This window comes from Rhizobium sp. WYCCWR 11152, assembly GCF_013087615.1.
GTDB lineage: Bacteria > Pseudomonadota > Alphaproteobacteria > Rhizobiales > Rhizobiaceae > Rhizobium > Rhizobium indicum.
The window spans coordinates 429,353-447,570 of the sequence record NZ_JABFCP010000009.1 but is presented as its reverse complement, the minus strand read 5'-3'; the positions used below and the strand labels follow the sequence as shown (position 1 = coordinate 447,570).

Genomic DNA, 18,218 nt, shown 5'->3' with positions numbered 1-18,218 from the left:
CGATATCCTGCCGTCGCGCTCGGCCATAACGGCAATTTCGCCGGCCTTTGCCAAGCTTGTGCCAAAACAATTCATGCGGGTTTGGCACGTTTCCTGCTACGGGCGCGTTATGACAAGTGATCCCCGGATGCCCTCACGCCGCGACATGCTTTTCTTTCTTGCCGCCTCGGCCGTTGCGGGAGGGGCATCGCGCGCACTTGCCTCGCCGCTGACGGCGGCCGCTCAGCCCTATCTGCGCGGGGCGATCGACGCGGTGGACTATCGCGCCATTCCCGACAGCGGCGATCGCAAGACCCGCAACCTGCAGCAGATGATCGAACAAGCGGCGCGCGAGAACGTGCCGGTCTTCCTGCCGCCCGGCACCTACCGGGTCTCCAATCTCACTTTGCCCGACAATACGCGTATCACTGGCGTGCCGGGCGCCTCGAGGATCGTCTATACTGGCGAAGGCCATCTGTTTGCGGCCGAGAACGTGCGGCGGATCGAGCTTTCCAATCTCGTCATCGACGGCGGCAACCGCTGGCTTGGCGACTATGCCGGCGGGCTTTTGCAATTTACCGGCGTCGACGAGGTGCTGATCGACAATTGCGAGATCGGCGGCAGCCGCAAACACGGGCTGCAACTGGAGCGCTGCGGCGGGCGGATCGAGCGCAGCCGCATCTCGGGGGCTGCCCAATCCGGGCTTTACGCGGTGGATTCCAGCACCCTCTCGGTCACCGGCAATACGGTCTCGGATTGCGGCAATGGCGGCATCCTGGTGCATCGCTGGAAGAAGGCGGAGGACGGCACTGTCGTATCCGGCAACCGCATCTCCAACATCCGCGCCAATGACGGGGGCACCGGGCAAAACGGCAACGGCATCAACATCTTCCGCGCCGACGGCGTGATGGTGGTGAATAACCAGATCTCCGATTGCGCCTTTACGGCGATCCGCGCCAATTCGGCTTCGGACATCCAGATCAGCAGCAATCAGTGCCGGCGGTCCGGCGAGACGGCGATCTATGTCGAATTCGCCTTCGAAGGCGCCGTCGTTTCCGCCAACATGATCGACGGGGCGGCGAACGGCATCTCGATCGCCAATTTCGACGAGGGCGGCCGGCTGGCGAGCGTCACCGGCAATGTCGTGCGCAACCTGACGCTGCGCGGCCCATACCAGCACGAGGTCGGCTTCGGCATCGGCATCGCGGCCGAGGCCGATACGCTGATTTCAGGCAATGTGATCGAGGGCGCGCCGCGCTGGGGCCTGCAGATCGGCTGGGGACCGTATCTGCGCAACGTCGTTGTGACAGGCAATGTGGTGCGCAAGGCGCCTGTGGGATGCGCCGTCTCGGTCGCCGATGGCGCAGGCACTGCCGTCATCACCGACAACATCTTCCAGGAGACCGCCGAAGGGGCGGTGCTCGGCTTCCAATGGGAAAAGAAGGCCTCCGGCGAGATGGCGGGCGGCGGCTCGCCCTATGCACAGCTGACTGTCGAGCGGAACCGCGTCTCCTGAGGAGAGCATTTGCTTTCCCGAGAGACGAAAATGCTCTATCTATTTGTTTTTGTGGCATAAAGTCAGCTTATGCCGAAGGCGGCATTGCTTGGTTTCGCGCGCGGATAGCATTCCTGACAAGGGCATTCGTTCCGTGAGTGGCTCCTTCGCCCGCCCCTTGCTCCGTCATGCTCGGCCTTGTGCCGAGCATCTGCACCGTATCGATCAATCGCCACGGGCATAGATCCTCGGCACAAGGCCGAGGATGACGGAGGGTGGGGGCGCGTTTCCGCCAAACTCGCACCGGCCTACAGAGGCCCCCCGACTGGGTGCTTGTCAGGCACTCACCTCTCCTCCGGCCTGTGAAAACCGCCGCGCGGTTTGTACAACTGAGCACTTTTTTACCGGAATTGCTTGGCGCATCAAAAGCTTTCATCATCCCATAAGCGCCAGGGACTTCTCGCAGCCCGATCCGGCATTTACGGTCTTTGGACATATCGAGGGGATATCGTTCATGCTGACAATCTACGGGGTCTATCGATCGCGCGCGTCTCGCGTTTACTGGATGGCGGAGGAACTCGGGCTCGAATTCCGCTCGGTGCCGGTGCTGCAGGCAAGGCGGCTGGCAGAACCGCTCGCAACGGATGCGCCCTTCAATACGCATTCGCCTGATTTCATCGCCGTCAACCCGATGGCGCAGATCCCCAGCATCAGGGATGGCGATCTCGTCATGCACGAGTCGCTGGCCATCAATCTTTACCTCGCGCGCAGACATGGCGGGCCGCTTTCCGGCCAAACCGTCGAAGAAGACGGATTGCTGACGATGTGGACGGTCTGGGCGGCGTCGCAGGTCGAACCGCTTACGGTGAAGATCGTGCTCACCTATGATAACAGGCTCGAAAACAGCGAAGGCGGCCAACAGACGATCGCGGTTTCCTGCCGGTCGCTGCGCAAGCCGTTGGCGGTTCTCGAAGGCCACCTTGCCGGAAGGCAGTGGATCGTCGGCGACCGATTTACCGTCGCCGATCTCAACCTCGCCGAAGTTCTGCGCTACGCCCAGAGCGAAGAGAAGCTTTTCCAAGCCCATCCCAATGTCAAAGCCTGGATCGAGCGTTGCCAGTCCCGCCCGGCCTATAAGGTGATGCAGGCGACCCGCGGCAAGGAGCCGATCGAGGTGTGAAAATCACTGGAAAAGCGCGAGCGTGCCGGCCATCTCTTCGCGAATCCAGGCCTTGAAATCCTTGACCTTCTTCGGCTCGCGTATGCCTTCGGCGGTGACGAAGTAGTGGCCGAAGCCGGTACGGGCGCGAATGCCGAAGGGGGCGGCCAGCCGGCCTTCGGCGAGCGCAAAGCCGGAAAGGGTCTGCCAGGCCAGCATGACGCCCTGGCCGGCGATCGCCGCATCGAGGCAGAGCGAGGCATCGTTGAAGACGTGGCGGGTTGAAAGCGTCGCGCCTGATAGTCCGGCCTCGCGCATCCAGACCTCCCAGGTGAACATGGCATGGCCGTCGATGATGGCCGGCAGGGCGAGGATATCGGCGGGTTCTTTCAACTTCGCCGCCATCTCAGGCGAACAGACGGGAAAGACCTCCTGTTCCAGGAGCAATTCGGCCTTCACGTCAGGCCATTTACCGGTGCCGACGCGGATGCCGATATCGACATCGCAAAGCGCCGGACTGACGAGATTGGTCGTTGCATCCAGCCGCAGCTTGATGTCGGGATGACGCTCGGCGAAACGATCGAGCCGGCAGACCAGCCAGCGGGCGGCGAAGACCGGCGCCACCGATATGGTCAGGATCGTATCATCCTTGCGGCTGGCGATCGATACCGCCGCCGAAAGACGGGCAAACCCCTCGTCGAGCGCCAGGAGTACCGGCCGAGCGGCTTCGGTGACGATCATTCCCCGGGCTGTGCGCTCGAAGATCACCTGGCCAAGCTGGGCTTCGGCCTTGATGACCTGCTGGCTGACGGCGCCGACCGAGACGCCGAGTTCGTCGGCCGCTGCCTGCAGCGAGCCGAGACGGCCGACGGCTTCCAGCGCCCGCAGGCCGTTGAGATGGACCATGTTCAGGTTCTTCATATAGTTTTTCTATACCGCCTCAGCGTTATTCTCAATTGAAAATCTGCTTGTTGAGGCCGACATTGCAAGCATAGGCAATCCATTCGAACGCACGGTGTGGGCGGATGGGACGACTCAGCAGGCGCCAGCCGCTTGCGATCATCCTTCTACGCCACTGAGAAAGCGAGGCATGCCATGTCGTTGCTGAAGTTTTTCTTGAGACCTGCCCTTCAGGTGGGAGGCGCAGAAATTGCCCCGGCCTGGAAGGACGATCCGCTGCGGCATCCCGAGGTCGAGCGCATGTCGATGCGCGAAATCGCCGATCTGCCGCTCGGGATGCAGACCGGCTTTCAGGCGGAGGCCAAGCCGCCGCTGGCGAAATGCGCCTGAAAATATGCGAGAGCCTTTCCGGGTTAGATTGAAGCATTCTGCCGGAGCAGGTTTTCGTCAGGGCAAAGGCGATTGGCGACGGGCATACCTCTTGGTACGTCCGAGCCGATCGCCTTTGATCCTGGCGGAAAGATGCCCGGCCCACCGGGTTGGCTGAAACGGGCCGGCTGATCGACCGGCCGGCTTGGCCGTAGAGCCGGGCTACGACGCGCGCCGGCCGGTCGACCATCCGACTCCGTTTGAGCCAACAGAATGCTTCAATCTAACCCGGAAAGGCTCTAGGTTTCGCCCTGGCAGAAAGGGCGGAACCATGGCCGGCGATGTCGATGCGATCTTCGAACGCCTGAAGCGGCTGGCGGCGGAAGCCGGCTTGCCTGATGTCGAGGAGAGCACTTCCTACGGCAATCCGGCGCTGAAGGTCGGCGGCAAGAGTTTTGTGGCGGTGAAGAACGCCGAGACGATCGTGATCTCGATTTCGCTCGACGACAAGGATCACCTGCTGGAAATGGCGCCTGACGTCTATTTTCAAACCGATCATTATGTCGGCTGGCCGTATCTGCCGGTGCGCGCCGCCATGATCGGCGACGAGGAATTGCGGCTGCGGCTGATCGGCGCCTGGCTGTTCCAGGCGCCGAAGAAGCTTGCCGCCGGCTTTAGGGATCAGGCCCGGTCGTAGGCCAGCGCCCGCTGGACGGCGGGGCGCTGCAGCATGCGGGCGTGGTGGTCGCTCGCCTTTTCGAAGCGGGCGAGATCGACGCCGTCCGACGGCAGCCAGTCGGTCATGACGAAGAGATAGGGATCGGCGAGCGAATAGGCCTCCCCCATCACCCATGGGCCTTCAAACATCGTCTGCTCGATCAGTGTGAAACAATCGGCCATATTCTGCGGCACCTTGGCCTTCATCGCCTCGATTGCCGCTGGCTCGTCGGCCCAGCGCGAGCCGCGCGGGCGATGGGCATGGTTCACATGCACGGTCGAGCAGATATAGCTGTTGAAGGACTGGAGCCTGGCAAATTCGAAGGCATCGTCGAGCGGCGCCAGTTTGGCCGCCGGCGCGCTCTGGGCGATATAGGCCAGGATCGCCGGCGTTTCCGTCAGCACGCCATAATCGGTGACCAGTGCCGGCACCCGGCCCTTCGGGTTGATCTTCAAATAGTCCGGCGAGCGCTGCTCGCCATCACGCAGGCTGATCTTCTTGACTTCGAAGGCCAGACCGGATTCTTCCAGGGCAATAAGGCTTGCGAGCGCGCAGGTTCCCGGCGCGTAGTAGAGTGTCAGCATGGTTCTCGACTCCCTTTCGGCAAGGGTTATAGCGTAGCGGTCAGTGCGCCGGAACTGGGGAGATTGGGTTTTGATCATCCTCTCCGGAGCCCATTAGGACAAGGATGGGTACGTGGGGTGCGAGGGCGATGACCAATGTGCCGTGCCTCGCCCCTCATCCGGCTGCCGCCACCTTCTCCCCGCAGGCGGGGCGAAGGGGATATGCCGCGACCTCTCCACTCCCCACTCACCTCTCGCATGGCACGTCCCCTCGCCCCGTTTTTACGGGGAGAGGGTTAGGGTGAGGGGCAGCTCTTGCGCCCGAGCTTGTCTTGTCTGCCAAGGAGCGAATACACTCTGCCGCGACGCTCTCACGCCTGACGAGGCCAAACCCCTCTCAGCCGCAGCCCGGCACATCCTCCAGCCTGTGCCAGACCGGAATGCCGCGTTCCCGGGCGATGCGGACGTCGTTGTCCGCTCCCTTGGAATCGCCCGGCAGGCGCAGCACGCCCTCGCAGAGTTCCAGCAGCCGGCCGGCGACCGGGTGGAAGATCTCTTCGTAGAGCGCATCGCCGACCGACCGGCCGCCGGCGGCGTGCCAGATCGGCAGGGCCACCCATTCGCCGATCATCGGCACGTGGCCGGCCTGAAACAGCGCGTGCGAAGGCGCTTCCAGCCGCTTCAGGTTGGCGGCCATCTTTTCCGGGTCGTCGCCCGTTCCGGACCGATAGGGCCCGGCAATCAAAATCAACATGATCCACTCCTTCGCTCCGCTTTATGCGGGAGCACTCTCCCCGGCCTCATGCACGGGACTTCGTGAAAATGCACGATATTTCTTGAATGTCGAGTCATTTCGTGCAATATCGGGCTATTATGTTTAATTTCGTGCAGAGAACCGATGCTGACAACCCAACGCAAGACTCTCATTCTCGACATCCTGCGCCGTGACGGCCAGGTGATCGCCAAGCGCGTCGCAGAGGATTTCGCGCTTTCGGAGGACACGATCCGCCGCGACCTCCGGGAAATGGCGGCGGAGGGCCTGTTGAAACGGGTGCATGGCGGGGCGATGCCGCTGGCGCCAGACCTGCCTGATTTCACCGCCCGGCGCAGCGTCTCGTCGCAGATCAAGGCGCGGCTGGGGGCAGCGGCGGCGGCGATGGTCAAGCCCGGACAGATGATCTTCCTCGACGGCGGCACGACGACGGCGGAGATTGCCAGGCATTTGCCGCGCGACATGCCGCTGACGGTTGCGACCCACAGCCCGACGATCGCCGCCGAGCTGGAACACCACCCGACGGCCGAGGTGATCCTCACCGGCGGACGGCTCTACAAACATTCGATGGTGGCGACGGGGGCAGCGGCGATGGCGGCGATCTCGCAGCTTCGCCCCGACCTCTTCTTCCTCGGGGTGACGGCGGCGCATCCGGTGCACGGGCTTTCCACCGGCGATTTCGAGGAGGCGGCGATCAAGCGGCATATCGCCCGCTGCGCGGCCGAAACGCATGTGCTGCTGACCGAGGAGAAGTTCGACCTCGTCTCGCCCTGCCCGGTGCTTGGCATTTCCGAGGTGGCGGGGCTGATCGTGCCCATGGAGATGACCGCCGAACAGCTGAAACCCTATCGCGATCTCAACGGCGCAATCGCCGCAGCATGATGGTGCTGCGGGAGGGCGGCGGCGCGGCAGCATGTGGCAGGAGGCTTGCGGCAAGGGCCGCGATGAAGGCCGCCAGCACGGCATAGGCCGGCGCCATGCTGCCGGTTCCAAGGGTGAGCACCGTCTGCAGATATGGCTGCGCCAGCGCGATGACGACGGAAAGTGCAGGCATGTCGAGCAGGGTCCCGGCGATCCGCGACAGTTCCGGCATGAAGGCCGCACCGGCAAGCGCGCCGTAGACCGCCGTCAGGCGGAGTGTGAGGCGCAACGGCACCGAGGCTGCAAGCGGCGGCATGTCACCATCCTCGAGGGCAAACATGAGGTAGGCTGCGAAAGCCGCCAGAAACAGCAAGGCGACGGGCAGCGCCGCCAGGGTGGCGGGGTGCGTCAGAGCCGCTGCGTCCGCTGCAAGGAAAAGCAGGATCGGCGTGGAGGCGACGAACCAGACAGCGACGATCGGTCCCCAGAACCAGATGAGCGAGAGAGTGTGAAGACGGAGCATCGTCGCCATGAAGAGCACGCCGATCGCAGCCCAGATGCAGGTGGGTTTGAGCATGCCCGATACCAGCCGGAGGACCGGCTCACAGGCGCCGGCCATATCGCCGCAGCCGGACAGCTGGATCGTGAGCCAGGTGATATAATCGAGGCTCAGCGCGGCGAACATGAAGATGCCGATCCCCATCAGCATCCACCAGAGATAGCGGCCTGCAAACATGCCCTGCCCTCACGGCTTCCAGGACTGTGCTCACGTCGCCGCGAAAGGGTGCATCCGCGATCGCAGGACGTATCCCTCTTTATATTAGGTAATTCTTATTTTTCTCATAACTTATATATTTGGTTCGAACTCATCCGGCCAAGGCGGAGGTGACCCTGATATCGCCGACATGGATGCCGTTCCAATTGCGCATCGGCGTTGCGGCATGGGCCATCAGGCCCGCATGAACCTCGCTCTCCGTCTCGAAGAAGCGGGCGAGGGTCGCCGCCACCATGGCTTCGGCGGCGCGGGTCATGCCATCTTCGCATTTGAGGGCGATGGCGATGCCCTTTTCCGGGATCGCCGCACAGAAGACGCCCTCGGCGCCGGTTTTGACGAAGATCCGGCCGGGGGCGATCTGCATCAACTCCGTGCAGGCGCGGCCGGAGCCGGCGACGTAGAAGGGTTCGGCCATGCAGGCTTCGATCAGGCGGCGTGATGCCTTTGCACGCAGGGGTTCGAGGCCGGTGCCGGTCGCCATTTTGGCAAAACCGTGGGCAAGGCTGCGCAGCGGCACGGCATAAGTTGGAATCGAGCAGCCATCGGTGCCGCAGCTTTCTGCTCCGAGCACCGCGCCGGTCAGGCTTTCCATCGCCGCGCGAATCTCGACCTGCAGCGGGTGCTGGTAGCCGACATAGCCCTTTGGATCGATATCCTGATGGCAGCAGGCGCAGATAAAGCCCGCATGTTTTCCCGAGCAATTGTTGTGCAGCGCGTTCGGCGCATCGAGCGCGCGGACCTGACGGATCAGGACCTTTTGACTCATCGACCAATGGGCGCCGCATTCCAGCGCCTCGGCATCGCGACCGGCCCGCGACAGCATGGACGCGGCAAGCGTCACATGCTCGTCCTCGCCATTATGCGAGGCGCAGGCCAGCGCCAATTCCTTGTCGCCGAAGCCATAGGCATCGGCAGCACCACTCTCGACCAGCGGCAGCGCCTGCATCGCCTTGCAGGACGAGCGCGGGAAGATCGCAGCCTCGATGTCGCCCAGCGAGAAGACAAGCTTGCCGTCGCCATCAACGACAGCCACCGCGCCGCGATGGCGACTTTCGACGAGCAGGCCGCGGGTGACTTCGACGGTGACGGGATTGGTCATGAGCTTTTGTCCGGATGCTGGCGGGGGTAGCGCAGTCCATAACGCGTCACGCGGGGAAAGCCAACGGGGTTGACGCTTTGCAAGGGTTAGGCGGCCGCGCGAGTGCCTGCCTGTTGGAGCACCTGGCGCGCCTGCGGCGAGTTTGGCGAAGACGTCACCGCACATTCCGTCTTCCTCGGCCTTGAGCCGAGGATCCATGCCCGGTGCTGATGGATGCCAGCGTGGGTCCTCGGGTCAAGCCCGAGGAAGACGGAGGCTGGGGTGAGCGTCTGCGCTTTTCTATTCTCTTTCAACAACGATTTTCCGGAGGGCACCGCCACTGTCAGGAACCTGGACTTCGATGGCTTTGCTCTTATTTCCGGGTTTCGCCTTGCCGCAAATTGCAATCGCAGCTCTCATGAGGCCTCTGTCAGTCATGCGTTCTCTGTCAGTCGGTATAACTGGCTTAAAGGTATCTGTGGCTTGTCTCGCCGATTCCCATGTCATCTGGAAACCACATCCCCTCATCACAAGATCCCGAAAGAAGTGTTGAATGAGCGGCCGACCGTCAGGAGCAACGCTACTGCAACCTGCAACGGCAAAAGAAAGCGCCACAGCGCCAACAAAGCGAAATTTCATTGTCCCCATCCAATTGATCAACCCCGGCGAGCACTAAGGGCAGAAGATTGATAGAGTCAATCGGCTGCGGGCACGGCGAGCATTTACCGGGCGAGCTAGGCGCTCAGCCTCGTTGCGGGCTCTTTCGGCGATCACATCGTCCAAATATTCATCACATAAATTGACCGAGGCGATCGAAAACTATCGTTTCTCTGATGGATCCGATGCGGCTAAGAGTGGTGCATCAGGAACCGCTCCCCATGCCATCCACCTTTTCCTTGATCCTTCGCGACAACAGGATCCGTATTCCGACCGTGACACTCGTCGCGCTCGCCTTCACCTATGCGTCGACCGCGCCCTATCAGTCGATCATCGGGATCAACGAACTCGGCATGAGCAACGGCGCCTATTCGGCACTGGTGTTCTTCTCTTCGATCGTCAACGTCACGACGAGCCTGACGCTCGGCATCTGGTCGGACAGGCTGAAGGAGCGCCGGCCGCTGGTGCTGGGGCTTTGCGTCGCCGGCATGCTCGGCTTCGGGTCGATCGCGCTCATTCATAGCCCCGCGGTCTTCATCTTCTCCACGCTTTTGCTGGTGCCGATGAGCAATTCCACCTATTCGCTGCTGTTTGCCAGCCTGCGCGCCAGGACCAACCAGATGGACCGTGGCCAGGGGGCGGCGATCACCGCAACGGTGCGGGCGCTCTTTTCCGGCTCATGGGCGCTGGCGCCGGGGTTGATCGGCCTCTATCTCGTCAGTTCGCCGTCGATGACGCCGGCCTATGGGATCGCGGCATTGGCAAGCTGCACCTGCTTCTGCCTGTATTTTTTCTTCGCACCCGGAAATGGCGCCGGCGGCCCTGCCCCCGATCCAGTCGGCTTCTTTGCTTCGTTGAAACGGATTTTCGTGCCGCATGTGCTGTCGCGCGTCATCGTCATGGCGATGCTGTTCGGGCTGCAGCGGCTGAACGCCATGCTCCTGCCGCTGATCATCACCCATGCGGCCGGCGGCACCGTGGTCGATGTCGGCTTCATGGCAGGTTTGACGGCCTTGCTCGAGATGCCGTTCATGATGATGTGGGGTTTTGCGCAGCGCCGCTTCCGAAGCGCGCACGTGCTCGCCTTCGGCGCGCTGATCTATTGCGTCTATCTGCTGCTGCTCGGCTTTGCTTCCACACCCTGGCATGTCTATGCACTCCTCCTCTTCAATGCCTGCGGGGCGGCAGCGATCCTCAGCGTGCCGATCACCTATCTGCAGGACCTGATCGCGGACCGGCCGGGGCTCGGAACCTCGCTGATCTCGCTGAACACGTTCATTGGGGTTGGCATCAGCGCTGGTCTCTTCGCCTTCGGCACCGCGATCACCGATTATTCCGGCACCGCCTTCGTCGGCGCGGCCGCGGGTCTCGCATCAATCGGAGTGCTGCTCTATCTCGAAAGCAGCAGGCGGCAGGCGCGGCAACCGGCGTGAAGTGCAAGCCGCTTGCGAGCGATGTCGGTCAACCTGGCGTGATACGATAGGCGCAGCGGCGGGCGCCGGCGAGGATGTGTTCGCTGCGTTCGACCTCGGCGCTAAGGACGGCGCGGAAGGTTTCGAGTTCGGAGCGGCAGAAGCCGGCGCAGGCGGTGGCGGCCGCACAGATCGGGCAGTGGTTTTCGACCAGCATGAAGGAGCCGTCCGCTTGTCTCCAACAATCGGCCATATAGCCCTCGCGGGTGCGGATGCCGGCAAGGGCCTCGACGCGCGCGGCAAGGCCATGCGCCTGGCTGAGTTCCTGCCGATAACGCTGCAGCGTCTCGGCCTCGCGGGCGGCAATGACCGTATCGAGGGCTGCGGGGCCGAGCTGTTCGACGAGCGTGCCAAGGAGGTTTGCCGTCAGTTCGGCATGGCCATCCGGGAACTGGCGGTTGCCGTTGGCTGTGAGATGCCAGAGTTGGCGCGGCCGGCCCCTGCCCGCGGCGGCAACGGTGACCGGTTCCACCAGCCCCCCCTCCGCCATCTTCGACAGCTGCTGGCGGGCGGCCTCGCCCGATATGCCGAGCGCATCGCCGATCGCGGCGGCGAGCTGCGGGCCGTCGGTCTTTATCAGGATCAGGATCCGGTTGGCTGGGGACTGGCGCATATTTCCAAGTCAAGCCTTGTTTAATTCGAGAAGGCGTGCAATTTTCCAATTTATAACTTGTAAAATTATCCTTCGCCAGCAAAAATCTCGGGATCATCCCATGTCGAATATCGACCAGACAGCAACCATCCCCAGCGCCAGCTCCATCTTCCGCCTCTTCCTGCCCGAGCACCTGCCGGCAACATTGATGCTGGCCGGCGGCGTGACGCTTTATGCGGTGGAGAGTTACATCATGGCGACGATCGCGCCTTCGATCGTGCGCGATATCGGCGGGCTCGCGCTGTTTTCCTGGGTCACCAGCCTGTTCGTCGCCGCCGCCGTGCTCGGCTCGATCTTCGTCGCCATGCGGCCGCGCGGCATCGGGCTTCGATCCGTCTATGTGATCGCAGCACTGGTCTTCGGCGCCGGCAGCCTGATTGCCGCAGCCGCACCGTCGATGCCGGTGGTGCTGATCGGACGTGCGGTGCAGGGTCTCGGAACAGGCGCACTTGCAGCGCTCGGTTATGCCTTCATCCGCTTCGTTTATCCCGAGCCGCTATGGCCGAAGGCATCGACGCTCTACGCGGCAATCTGGGGGGTCTCGACCGTCATCGGGCCGACGCTCGGCGGCTTCTTTTCTGCGGGCCACGCCTGGCGCTATGCTTTCATCGTGCTCGTGCCACTCGGCCTGCTGATGGCGCTCTTGGCGCCGCGGCTGTTGCCCGACGTCGAGGACGACCGCGAGCAGGCAAAGACGCCGGTTGCTCAGATCGGACTGCTGCTTGCCGCCGTTCTGATGGTCAGCACGGCGGGCGCGATCGAGGCGACAGCGATGAAGGTCGCGCTGATCGCCGCTTCGGTCGTCGCGGTCGCCGGCATGATCTTCATCGAGGGCCGAAGCCCGAACCGGCTGCTGCCCTCCGGCGCCGTCAGCCTTTCCCAGCCGATTTCACGGGTCTACCTGGCGATGCTCGCCATGACCGTCGTTCTCGTCAGCGACGTCTTCATTCCCTATTTCCTGCAGACCCTGCATGGGGTGCCCGCGATCGTCTCGGGTTATCTCGTGGCGCTCGTCGCCCTCGGCTGGACCTTCGCGGCCTTCCTCAGCGGCTCGTGGACCGGCGGTCGAGCCTATTGGGCAATCGTCATCGGCGCCCTCATCGAGGCGGCGGCGACCGCTTGCCTCGCCCTCTTCCTCGCCAAGGACAATCCCGAGGGGCATATGCTGATCATCGTGCCGGCGGCGATCGGCATGTTCATGATGGGCTTCGGCATCGGTCTCGGCTGGGCGCATCTCGTCGCCATGGTGCTGAAACTCGTCGCCGACAACGAGAAGGACAAGGCTTCTGCCGCGATCCCGACGATGAGTTCGCTAGGTGGGGCGTTCGGGGCCGCCTTTGCCGGCGTCATCGCCAATGGCGCCGGCCTCGTTCATCCCGGCGGCATATCAGGCGCGCTGTCGGCGGCGCACTGGCTCTATCTGCTCATGGCGTTGCCCGGTGTTCTCGCGGTCGCGGTGTCGCTGACGCTGAGAGACAGCCGAAATTGAAAAAGGCGCCTCGGGTTCGGGGCGCCTTTTCATAAGTGGACGCTCAAGCGTGCGGCGATCTTTCAGATTCGCTTGTCACGCTTTAGGTCTTTGTTTTTATGCATGTCTTTGTCGCAAAACCGCTGCACACTTTTGCGCGACATGCTCTTGCCGTGCCCTCAGGCGACGTTGCGTTCCGGCTCCTGCTGGACGGCCTCCTGCTTCACGCCGAGATAGAGGACGGAGCTGCGGCCGATGCCATAGGTATCGCAGACATCGGGGGCCAGGAATTCGGTGACCGGAACTTGCTGCACCGCCAAACCGGCGCGCCGGATCACATCGATGAACCCGGACCTTGAGAAGAGGCGCACATGGTCGTCCTGACCGAAATGCGCCCAGCGGCCTTCCGGCGTCGTCACTTCGGGATTTTCATGGGTGTGCTCGATCGACAGGCAGATCGGCGCCATCAGGATGGCGATGCTGTGCTCCTTGAGAACACGCCGGATTTCGGCGGTGGCACGCACCGGATCCTCGACATGTTCGAGCACATGGGAGCAAAGCACGAAGTCGAAGGTCTCGTCGGCGTAGGGCAGGTTGTGGATATCAGCTTTGTCGTCTGCCTCGGGCATATACATGTCGCAGCTGCGGTAGAAGATATGCGGGTGGCTCTTGAGCCAGAAGCTCAAGGCCCGGCCCGGGGCAATGTCCAGGAACCGGAAGGCCTGCGCCGGATTGAGGCGCTGGAACACCGGCGTCAGGAACAGCGCGAAGAGCCTGTCGCGATCGGTCGAATGACAATTGGGGCAGCTGTAAGCCTGATGGTTGATCGTCTCGAATTCATCGACGCGATAGGGAAAGCCGTGCTCGACCGCCTTGTCGATGTAGTAGCGCGGAAGCGGTTCGAAATACGGAATTCTGCTGCGGCAGATGGGACAGGCGTGGAATAGAGCCATTGCATTCCTCGTAGGGACCGTACAACGCGCAAGCAAAGCCACATCAAGATGCGCAGTTTCGGGGCCGGGTTTCGATCAGACGACTGTTCAACGACCCCGTAGACTCACAAACGGCCGGGATCAGCTTCATCTTGCGCAGGAATGCTGGTCCGAAGCTGACCTCAGACGGTGAGCATGACCTTGCCGACATGGCTGCCCTCTTCCAGCAGCCGGTGCGCATCGACGACCTCTTCGAAGGCAAAGACCTTGTGGATGACGGGGGCGACGGTGCCGGCTTCCAGCAGCGGCCAAACCTCCGAGAGCAGGTCGTCGCGGATGGCGCGTTTTTCTTCCGCCGTGCGCGGCCGCATGGTGGAGCCGGTGACCGTCAGGCGCTTGACCATGATCGGCGAGAGGTTGACCTTTTCGGCGGTCGCACCGCCGAGGAAGGCGATGATCGACAGGCAACCGTCCTTGGCGAGCGAGGCGATGTTGCGCTCAAAATAGGAAGCGCCGATCATATCGAGGATGATATCGACGCCGTGGCCGGTCTCGGCCTTGATCACCTCGGCGAAATCCTCGGTCCTGTAGTTGATCGCGCGTTTGGCGCCAAGCTTTTCGCAGGCCTCGCATTTCTCCTTCGAGCCCGCCGTCGCGTAGACCTCGGCGCCGAAGGCGCGGGCGAGCTGGATCGCCGTCGTGCCGATGCCGCTGGAACCACCATGGATCAGCACCGTCTCGCCTTCCGTCAACCCGGCCATCTGGAAGAGATTGGCCCAGACGGTGAAGAAGGTCTCAGGCAAAGCGGCCGCCTTCACCGCGTCATAGCCTTTGGGAAAGGGCAGGATCTGGCCTGCCGGCAGCAGGCAATATTCGGCGTAGGCGCCGCCATTGGCGAGGCCGCAGACCTTGTCGCCGACGGCATGGCCGCCGACGCCCGGGCCGACGGCAACGATTTCGCCCGACAATTCCAGGCCGAGGATCGGGCTCGCACCCTTCGGCGCGGGATAGTTGCCCTGGCGCTGGGCAATATCGGGGCGGTTGACGCCGATCGCCTCGGCGCGCACCAGGACCTCTCCGTCGCCGGGCACAGGAAGCGGACGCCTGCCGATCGTCATCACCTCCGGTCCGCCGAAGGACGGCAGATCGACGAAACGCATATCCTGAGGCAATGGCATGACCGGCTCCTCCCTGGGAGCGGTTCAGCTTTTGGTGGAAGTGGGCGGAACCGCTCTAGCTTTTTGTCTAAAACACAGGAAGTAAATCAGCCCCGCAGGCTTGGGAAGGCTTGATGTGGCAGAGGCGTCAATTCGCCTCGCCCAGCAGATGAAAGACGAGGCCTTCCTCGCTGTCCTTGGCGGCCGATTTGATGATGGCGATTTCGGCGCTGACGCGGTTGATATCGTCGATGACGAGGCCTTCCGGCAGTTCGATGACGCCGATCGAGCAGCGCATCAGCGGGAACAAAGCTTCGGCGCCGGTGCGGTCGTGACCGAGGATGCGGCCGGCGGCGCGGTCCTCGTCGGAATAGAAATCCCGCACGTCGTCATGGAAATCGCTGATCAGCCGGTCGAGGATCTCCGTCAGCTCTTCCTTGGTCCAGCCGACGACGCCGATGAAGAAATCGTCGCCGCCGACATGGCCGAGGAAATGGCGCTCGGCGAAAAAATAGCGGCGCATCAGCGCGGCAAACAGCGAGATCGCGTGGTCGCCGAGATGGAAGCCATAGGTATCGTTGAACGGCTTGAAATTGTCGAAGTCGCAATAACAGAAGTGGCGGAGCTCATCGCCGTCGCGGCCGGATTGACGCATGAAATCGCGGATGGCACGATTGCCCGGCAGGCCGGTCAACGGGTTCTGGTCCTGCGCGGTCTTCAGCTGCTTCTCGTTGATGACCTTGATCAGCGAGGCGGCGGAGACGACACCGGCATAGCGCATATTGTCGGTCAGGATCAGGCAGTTGCTGCCCTCCATATTGGCGAAGATCGCCATCAGCTGCTCGGCGTCGCTGTCGAGGCCGACGATCGGCGCCATCTCGACGAAATGCGAGATGCTGCGCTCGTACATCTTGTTCTTCAGGAGATCGCGGCCGAAGGGCTGGTAGATATATTCCTTGAGGTGATGCTCGTGGATGATGCCGCGCGGCTCGTCATTGGCGTTGAGGACGGGAAAGAAGGCCTGGCGTGGATTGCGACGGAAGAGCTCGAAGACGCTGTCGATGCTGTCGTTCTCATAGACCGTCGGCAGCAGCTCGATCTGCTTGCGGATGAGGATTTCGTCGAGCGACTGGCTGCCCCGCTTGCTCTTGCCGAGCTCCTGCAGATGCGGGAATGACGGTGCCAGCTCCGATATATGCGTCGTCGGACGGGAGATAAACCAGCCCTGAACGAGGTCGACGCCATATTCGCGGCAGGCGATGAATTCGGCCTCGGTCTCGATGCCTTCGGCGATGACGCGCGTACCCAGCACATGGGCAATGTTGACGATGCTCTTCAAGAGATGGCGCTTGCGGGGGCTGCGGTCGATCTCGGCAACGAAATGGCGGTCGATCTTGAGATAATCGACGGCATAATCGCAGAGCAGCTTCATCTCGCCGTGACCGACGCCGAAATCGTCGATCGCCAGCTTGAAACCGGCCTTGCGCAGCCTGGAAACCAGGCCGGAAAATTCCGGCACGCTGGTATTGTCGAAACGTTCAGAGAATTCGAAGCAGACGGAGGATGGCGGAATATTCGCCTTCCGCAGATGCTGCAGCAGGGTCTCGACCAGGCTTTCGCCATGCGGAATGAGCCGCACATCGAGATTGAGGAACAGCGTCGAGGTGGAGAAATTCGACAGCGTCGCGAATTTGGCAAGAGCGCGACTGGCGACCATCTGTTCGAGCTGCAGCAGCTGGCCGGCCTGGTGAGCCTCGTCGAGGATGTCGACCGGCGTCTCGTAGCCGATGCGATCCTGGCCGCGCATCAGGGATTCGTAGCCGAAGACCGTGCCGGTGCCCGCCTCGACGATCGGCTGGAAGGCATTCTCGACCACAAGCTTGGCAAGGGTTACGATCTGATCGCTGGCGTAGCGGCGCAGGACATCCGGCGCGACGGTGGCAGCCAAGGACACCCCAGTCTTCACGTGGCCGGTCTTCATTGGGGCTGATCTCCACTGTGACTTGTTCTTTTTCGTCCGGAACATGCCGCAGAAGGGTCAATGAACTCTTTCGCCAATGTGAAAGTTTTATGAAACGCGCAAGAGCCTTGCACGCGCTCCGCGCTTATTCAATTTTTCCAATGCAATCAAACGCTTGTTCAGGCGGAGCGACGGCGCTCCGCCTCATGATCGGCGAACATGTCGGCGACGCATCTGCCGCCTGACGGAACGCCCTCGTCGTCGAGAACATCGTCCCGGAACTCATTGAGCTTGCGGGTGGTATCCCACAGGCGGAGCGCCTCGCGGACGACCTCGCTGCTCGATGCATAACCGCCATTGTCGACGGCGGCGCGGATGCCCGCTGCTTGTTGCGGAGAGATGGAAACGGTGACCATCGGCATGAACTTCCTCCCTTTTCTGATCAGGCAGAACCCTGCCTCTGGGGGACGCATGACCATTTTTAGCATTCTCGGCGATTTCGCCGGTGCCTTGGTGCATTCGCACTCAGACCGTTCGCTTGCGCGGGACCGGCCTGTAACCCGTTAAGTCTAATCCCCTGTCCTAGTCTTGTCAAAAAAGAACGGGTCTTGTCAAAAAAGAACGGTCAGCGGCATCAGTTTGAACTGCGGATGCCGAGGCCGAAGGCGATCAACGTCGAGCCTTGGACGATGAGATCGGCGGCCAGGAACAGGCCGAGGATCCACAGGCTGTTCACCGGCCAGCCGAGCGCGATGACGAAACCCGCAAGAGCGGTGATGACGCCGCTTGCGACGATCCAGCGCCAGCCCTTGACCGGCTTCATGCGCATGCCGACCCAGGTGCGGAAGACGCCGGCGACGACGAGCGCCAGCGACAGAAACAGTGTCAGCGCCGCCGAAGTCAGGATCGGGTTGATGAAGGCGCAGATGCCGGCAAGCACATAGAGCAGGCCGCTCAGTATCCAGAACAGCACGTGATCCCAGCCGCGCACCTGGAAGGCATGGACGAGATAGATCACGCCGCCGAACAGCATCAGCATGCCGACATAATAGACCGAGACGACGGTGGCGAGCATCAGATTGCCGAGCGCGATCAGACCGCAGACGAGCAGCAGCACGCCGAGGCCGGCGAACCAGATCCATTTCGACTGCAGCGAAGATGTCGGTGTTCCCTCAAAGACATCGGCCATGATCCACCTCCTGAGATTCTGAATATGTTGCAGCAATTTTTCAGGGAAAGACCTGCGCCGGG

The 18,218-nt window shown here is 62.3% G+C and carries 19 protein-coding genes; 7 read left to right on the top strand and 12 right to left on the bottom strand.

Annotated features, from left to right (window positions below):
- Window positions 1-127: 127 nt before the first annotated feature.
- Both G9X67_RS17425 and G9X67_RS17420 read left to right on the top strand, forming a co-directional pair.
- On the top strand, window positions 128-1,495 hold the full coding sequence (locus G9X67_RS17425) for a TIGR03808 family TAT-translocated repetitive protein (RefSeq protein ID WP_171599501.1): 1,368 nt from the start codon (window positions 128-130) through the stop codon (window positions 1,493-1,495).
- Between the two features lie 493 nt (window positions 1,496-1,988).
- Window positions 1,989-2,654, top strand: coding sequence for a glutathione S-transferase family protein (locus G9X67_RS17420; RefSeq protein ID WP_171599304.1), 666 nt, complete (start codon window positions 1,989-1,991; stop codon window positions 2,652-2,654).
- 3 nt (window positions 2,655-2,657) lie between these two features.
- Here G9X67_RS17420 and G9X67_RS17415 read toward each other — a convergent pair whose 3' ends face one another.
- Window positions 2,658-3,554, bottom strand: a complete 897-nt coding sequence (locus G9X67_RS17415; protein ID WP_171599302.1) for a LysR substrate-binding domain-containing protein — start codon at window positions 3,552-3,554, stop codon at window positions 2,658-2,660.
- Window positions 3,555-3,728: 174 nt separating this feature from the next.
- Here G9X67_RS17415 and G9X67_RS17410 point away from each other — a divergent pair, with 174 nt between their 5' ends.
- Both G9X67_RS17410 and G9X67_RS17405 read left to right on the top strand, forming a co-directional pair.
- Window positions 3,729-3,923 (top strand): hypothetical protein, encoded by a 195-nt coding sequence (locus G9X67_RS17410; RefSeq protein WP_138328604.1) that lies wholly within the window; start codon window positions 3,729-3,731, stop codon window positions 3,921-3,923.
- 310 nt (window positions 3,924-4,233) lie between these two features.
- Window positions 4,234-4,599, top strand: coding sequence for an MmcQ/YjbR family DNA-binding protein (locus G9X67_RS17405; protein ID WP_171599301.1), 366 nt, complete (start codon window positions 4,234-4,236; stop codon window positions 4,597-4,599).
- Here G9X67_RS17405 and G9X67_RS17400 read toward each other — a convergent pair.
- Both G9X67_RS17400 and G9X67_RS17395 read right to left on the bottom strand, forming a co-directional pair.
- On the bottom strand, window positions 4,584-5,204 hold the full coding sequence (locus tag G9X67_RS17400) for a glutathione S-transferase family protein (RefSeq protein ID WP_171599300.1): 621 nt from the start codon (window positions 5,202-5,204) through the stop codon (window positions 4,584-4,586). The genes G9X67_RS17405 and G9X67_RS17400 overlap by 16 nt on opposite strands.
- A gap of 376 nt (window positions 5,205-5,580) precedes the next feature.
- Window positions 5,581-5,937: a DUF4406 domain-containing protein gene (locus G9X67_RS17395; RefSeq protein ID WP_171599299.1), complete on the bottom strand. Its 357-nt coding sequence runs from the start codon at window positions 5,935-5,937 to the stop codon at window positions 5,581-5,583.
- 144 nt (window positions 5,938-6,081) lie between these two features.
- On the opposite strand from G9X67_RS17395, the gene G9X67_RS17390 reads away from it, so the two are divergent.
- On the top strand, window positions 6,082-6,837 hold the full coding sequence (locus G9X67_RS17390) for a DeoR/GlpR family DNA-binding transcription regulator (protein WP_171599298.1): 756 nt from the start codon (window positions 6,082-6,084) through the stop codon (window positions 6,835-6,837).
- On the opposite strand, the gene G9X67_RS17385 is transcribed toward G9X67_RS17390, so the two are convergent.
- From G9X67_RS17385 to G9X67_RS17375, 3 genes are all read right to left on the bottom strand, one after another.
- Window positions 6,812-7,552: a hypothetical protein gene (locus G9X67_RS17385; protein ID WP_171599297.1), complete on the bottom strand. Its 741-nt coding sequence runs from the start codon at window positions 7,550-7,552 to the stop codon at window positions 6,812-6,814. The two genes, G9X67_RS17390 and G9X67_RS17385, sit on opposite strands and share 26 nt — an antisense overlap.
- 130 nt (window positions 7,553-7,682) lie before the next feature.
- Window positions 7,683-8,690: an asparaginase gene (locus tag G9X67_RS17380; RefSeq protein WP_171599295.1), complete on the bottom strand. Its 1,008-nt coding sequence runs from the start codon at window positions 8,688-8,690 to the stop codon at window positions 7,683-7,685.
- Between the two features lie 279 nt (window positions 8,691-8,969).
- Window positions 8,970-9,308, bottom strand: a complete 339-nt coding sequence (locus tag G9X67_RS17375; RefSeq protein WP_138328610.1) for a hypothetical protein — start codon at window positions 9,306-9,308, stop codon at window positions 8,970-8,972.
- A gap of 239 nt (window positions 9,309-9,547) precedes the next feature.
- Between G9X67_RS17375 and G9X67_RS17370 the strand changes: the two genes are divergently transcribed.
- Entirely contained in the window at window positions 9,548-10,759 is a 1,212-nt protein-coding gene (locus G9X67_RS17370) for an MFS transporter (RefSeq protein WP_138328611.1), read from the top strand.
- A 28-nt stretch (window positions 10,760-10,787) separates the two neighbouring features.
- Here the strand turns inward: G9X67_RS17370 and G9X67_RS17365 are convergent, their stop codons facing one another.
- Window positions 10,788-11,411 carry a metalloregulator ArsR/SmtB family transcription factor gene (locus tag G9X67_RS17365; protein WP_138328612.1) on the bottom strand — a complete coding sequence of 208 codons (624 nt, stop codon included), beginning with the start codon at window positions 11,409-11,411 and terminating at the stop codon, window positions 10,788-10,790.
- 100 nt (window positions 11,412-11,511) lie between these two features.
- Here G9X67_RS17365 and G9X67_RS17360 point away from each other — a divergent pair, with 100 nt between their 5' ends.
- The gene (locus G9X67_RS17360; RefSeq protein WP_171599293.1) at window positions 11,512-12,939 is read left to right on the top strand and encodes an MFS transporter; all 1,428 of its coding nucleotides are present in this window, start codon (window positions 11,512-11,514) and stop codon (window positions 12,937-12,939) included.
- A gap of 158 nt (window positions 12,940-13,097) precedes the next feature.
- Here G9X67_RS17360 and G9X67_RS17355 read toward each other — a convergent pair whose 3' ends face one another.
- The 5 genes from G9X67_RS17355 to G9X67_RS17335 form a co-directional block, all read right to left on the bottom strand.
- On the bottom strand, window positions 13,098-13,871 hold the full coding sequence (locus tag G9X67_RS17355) for a class I SAM-dependent methyltransferase (RefSeq protein ID WP_171599292.1): 774 nt from the start codon (window positions 13,869-13,871) through the stop codon (window positions 13,098-13,100).
- A 161-nt stretch (window positions 13,872-14,032) separates the two neighbouring features.
- Window positions 14,033-15,028, bottom strand: coding sequence for an NAD(P)H-quinone oxidoreductase (locus tag G9X67_RS17350; protein WP_138328615.1), 996 nt, complete (start codon window positions 15,026-15,028; stop codon window positions 14,033-14,035).
- Window positions 15,029-15,155: 127 nt separating this feature from the next.
- Window positions 15,156-17,033, bottom strand: a complete 1,878-nt coding sequence (locus G9X67_RS17345; protein ID WP_138328616.1) for an EAL domain-containing protein — start codon at window positions 17,031-17,033, stop codon at window positions 15,156-15,158.
- A gap of 113 nt (window positions 17,034-17,146) precedes the next feature.
- Complete coding sequence (locus tag G9X67_RS17340; protein ID WP_138328617.1) at window positions 17,147-17,389, bottom strand: type II toxin-antitoxin system ParD family antitoxin; 243 nt, start codon at window positions 17,387-17,389, stop codon at window positions 17,147-17,149.
- A gap of 212 nt (window positions 17,390-17,601) precedes the next feature.
- Window positions 17,602-18,156, bottom strand: coding sequence for an HdeD family acid-resistance protein (locus tag G9X67_RS17335; RefSeq protein WP_171599291.1), 555 nt, complete (start codon window positions 18,154-18,156; stop codon window positions 17,602-17,604).
- Window positions 18,157-18,218 lie beyond the last annotated feature (62 nt).

Coding starts and splice junctions, on each gene's coding strand:
- G9X67_RS17425 (WP_171599501.1), top strand. CDS start 128: ATGCCCTCACGCCGCGACATGCTTTTCTTTCTTGCCGCCTCGGCCGTT.
- G9X67_RS17420 (WP_171599304.1), top strand. CDS start 1,989: ATGCTGACAATCTACGGGGTCTATCGATCGCGCGCGTCTCGCGTTTAC.
- G9X67_RS17415 (WP_171599302.1), bottom strand. CDS start 3,554: ATGAAGAACCTGAACATGGTCCATCTCAACGGCCTGCGGGCGCTGGAA.
- G9X67_RS17410 (WP_138328604.1), top strand. CDS start 3,729: ATGTCGTTGCTGAAGTTTTTCTTGAGACCTGCCCTTCAGGTGGGAGGC.
- G9X67_RS17405 (WP_171599301.1), top strand. CDS start 4,234: ATGGCCGGCGATGTCGATGCGATCTTCGAACGCCTGAAGCGGCTGGCG.
- G9X67_RS17400 (WP_171599300.1), bottom strand. CDS start 5,204: ATGCTGACACTCTACTACGCGCCGGGAACCTGCGCGCTCGCAAGCCTT.
- G9X67_RS17395 (WP_171599299.1), bottom strand. CDS start 5,937: ATGTTGATTTTGATTGCCGGGCCCTATCGGTCCGGAACGGGCGACGAC.
- G9X67_RS17390 (WP_171599298.1), top strand. CDS start 6,082: ATGCTGACAACCCAACGCAAGACTCTCATTCTCGACATCCTGCGCCGT.
- G9X67_RS17385 (WP_171599297.1), bottom strand. CDS start 7,552: ATGTTTGCAGGCCGCTATCTCTGGTGGATGCTGATGGGGATCGGCATC.
- G9X67_RS17380 (WP_171599295.1), bottom strand. CDS start 8,690: ATGACCAATCCCGTCACCGTCGAAGTCACCCGCGGCCTGCTCGTCGAA.
- G9X67_RS17375 (WP_138328610.1), bottom strand. CDS start 9,308: ATGAAATTTCGCTTTGTTGGCGCTGTGGCGCTTTCTTTTGCCGTTGCA.
- G9X67_RS17370 (WP_138328611.1), top strand. CDS start 9,548: ATGCCATCCACCTTTTCCTTGATCCTTCGCGACAACAGGATCCGTATT.
- G9X67_RS17365 (WP_138328612.1), bottom strand. CDS start 11,411: ATGCGCCAGTCCCCAGCCAACCGGATCCTGATCCTGATAAAGACCGAC.
- G9X67_RS17360 (WP_171599293.1), top strand. CDS start 11,512: ATGTCGAATATCGACCAGACAGCAACCATCCCCAGCGCCAGCTCCATC.
- G9X67_RS17355 (WP_171599292.1), bottom strand. CDS start 13,871: ATGGCTCTATTCCACGCCTGTCCCATCTGCCGCAGCAGAATTCCGTAT.
- G9X67_RS17350 (WP_138328615.1), bottom strand. CDS start 15,028: ATGCCATTGCCTCAGGATATGCGTTTCGTCGATCTGCCGTCCTTCGGC.
- G9X67_RS17345 (WP_138328616.1), bottom strand. CDS start 17,033: ATGTTCCGGACGAAAAAGAACAAGTCACAGTGGAGATCAGCCCCAATG.
- G9X67_RS17340 (WP_138328617.1), bottom strand. CDS start 17,389: ATGCCGATGGTCACCGTTTCCATCTCTCCGCAACAAGCAGCGGGCATC.
- G9X67_RS17335 (WP_171599291.1), bottom strand. CDS start 18,156: ATGGCCGATGTCTTTGAGGGAACACCGACATCTTCGCTGCAGTCGAAA.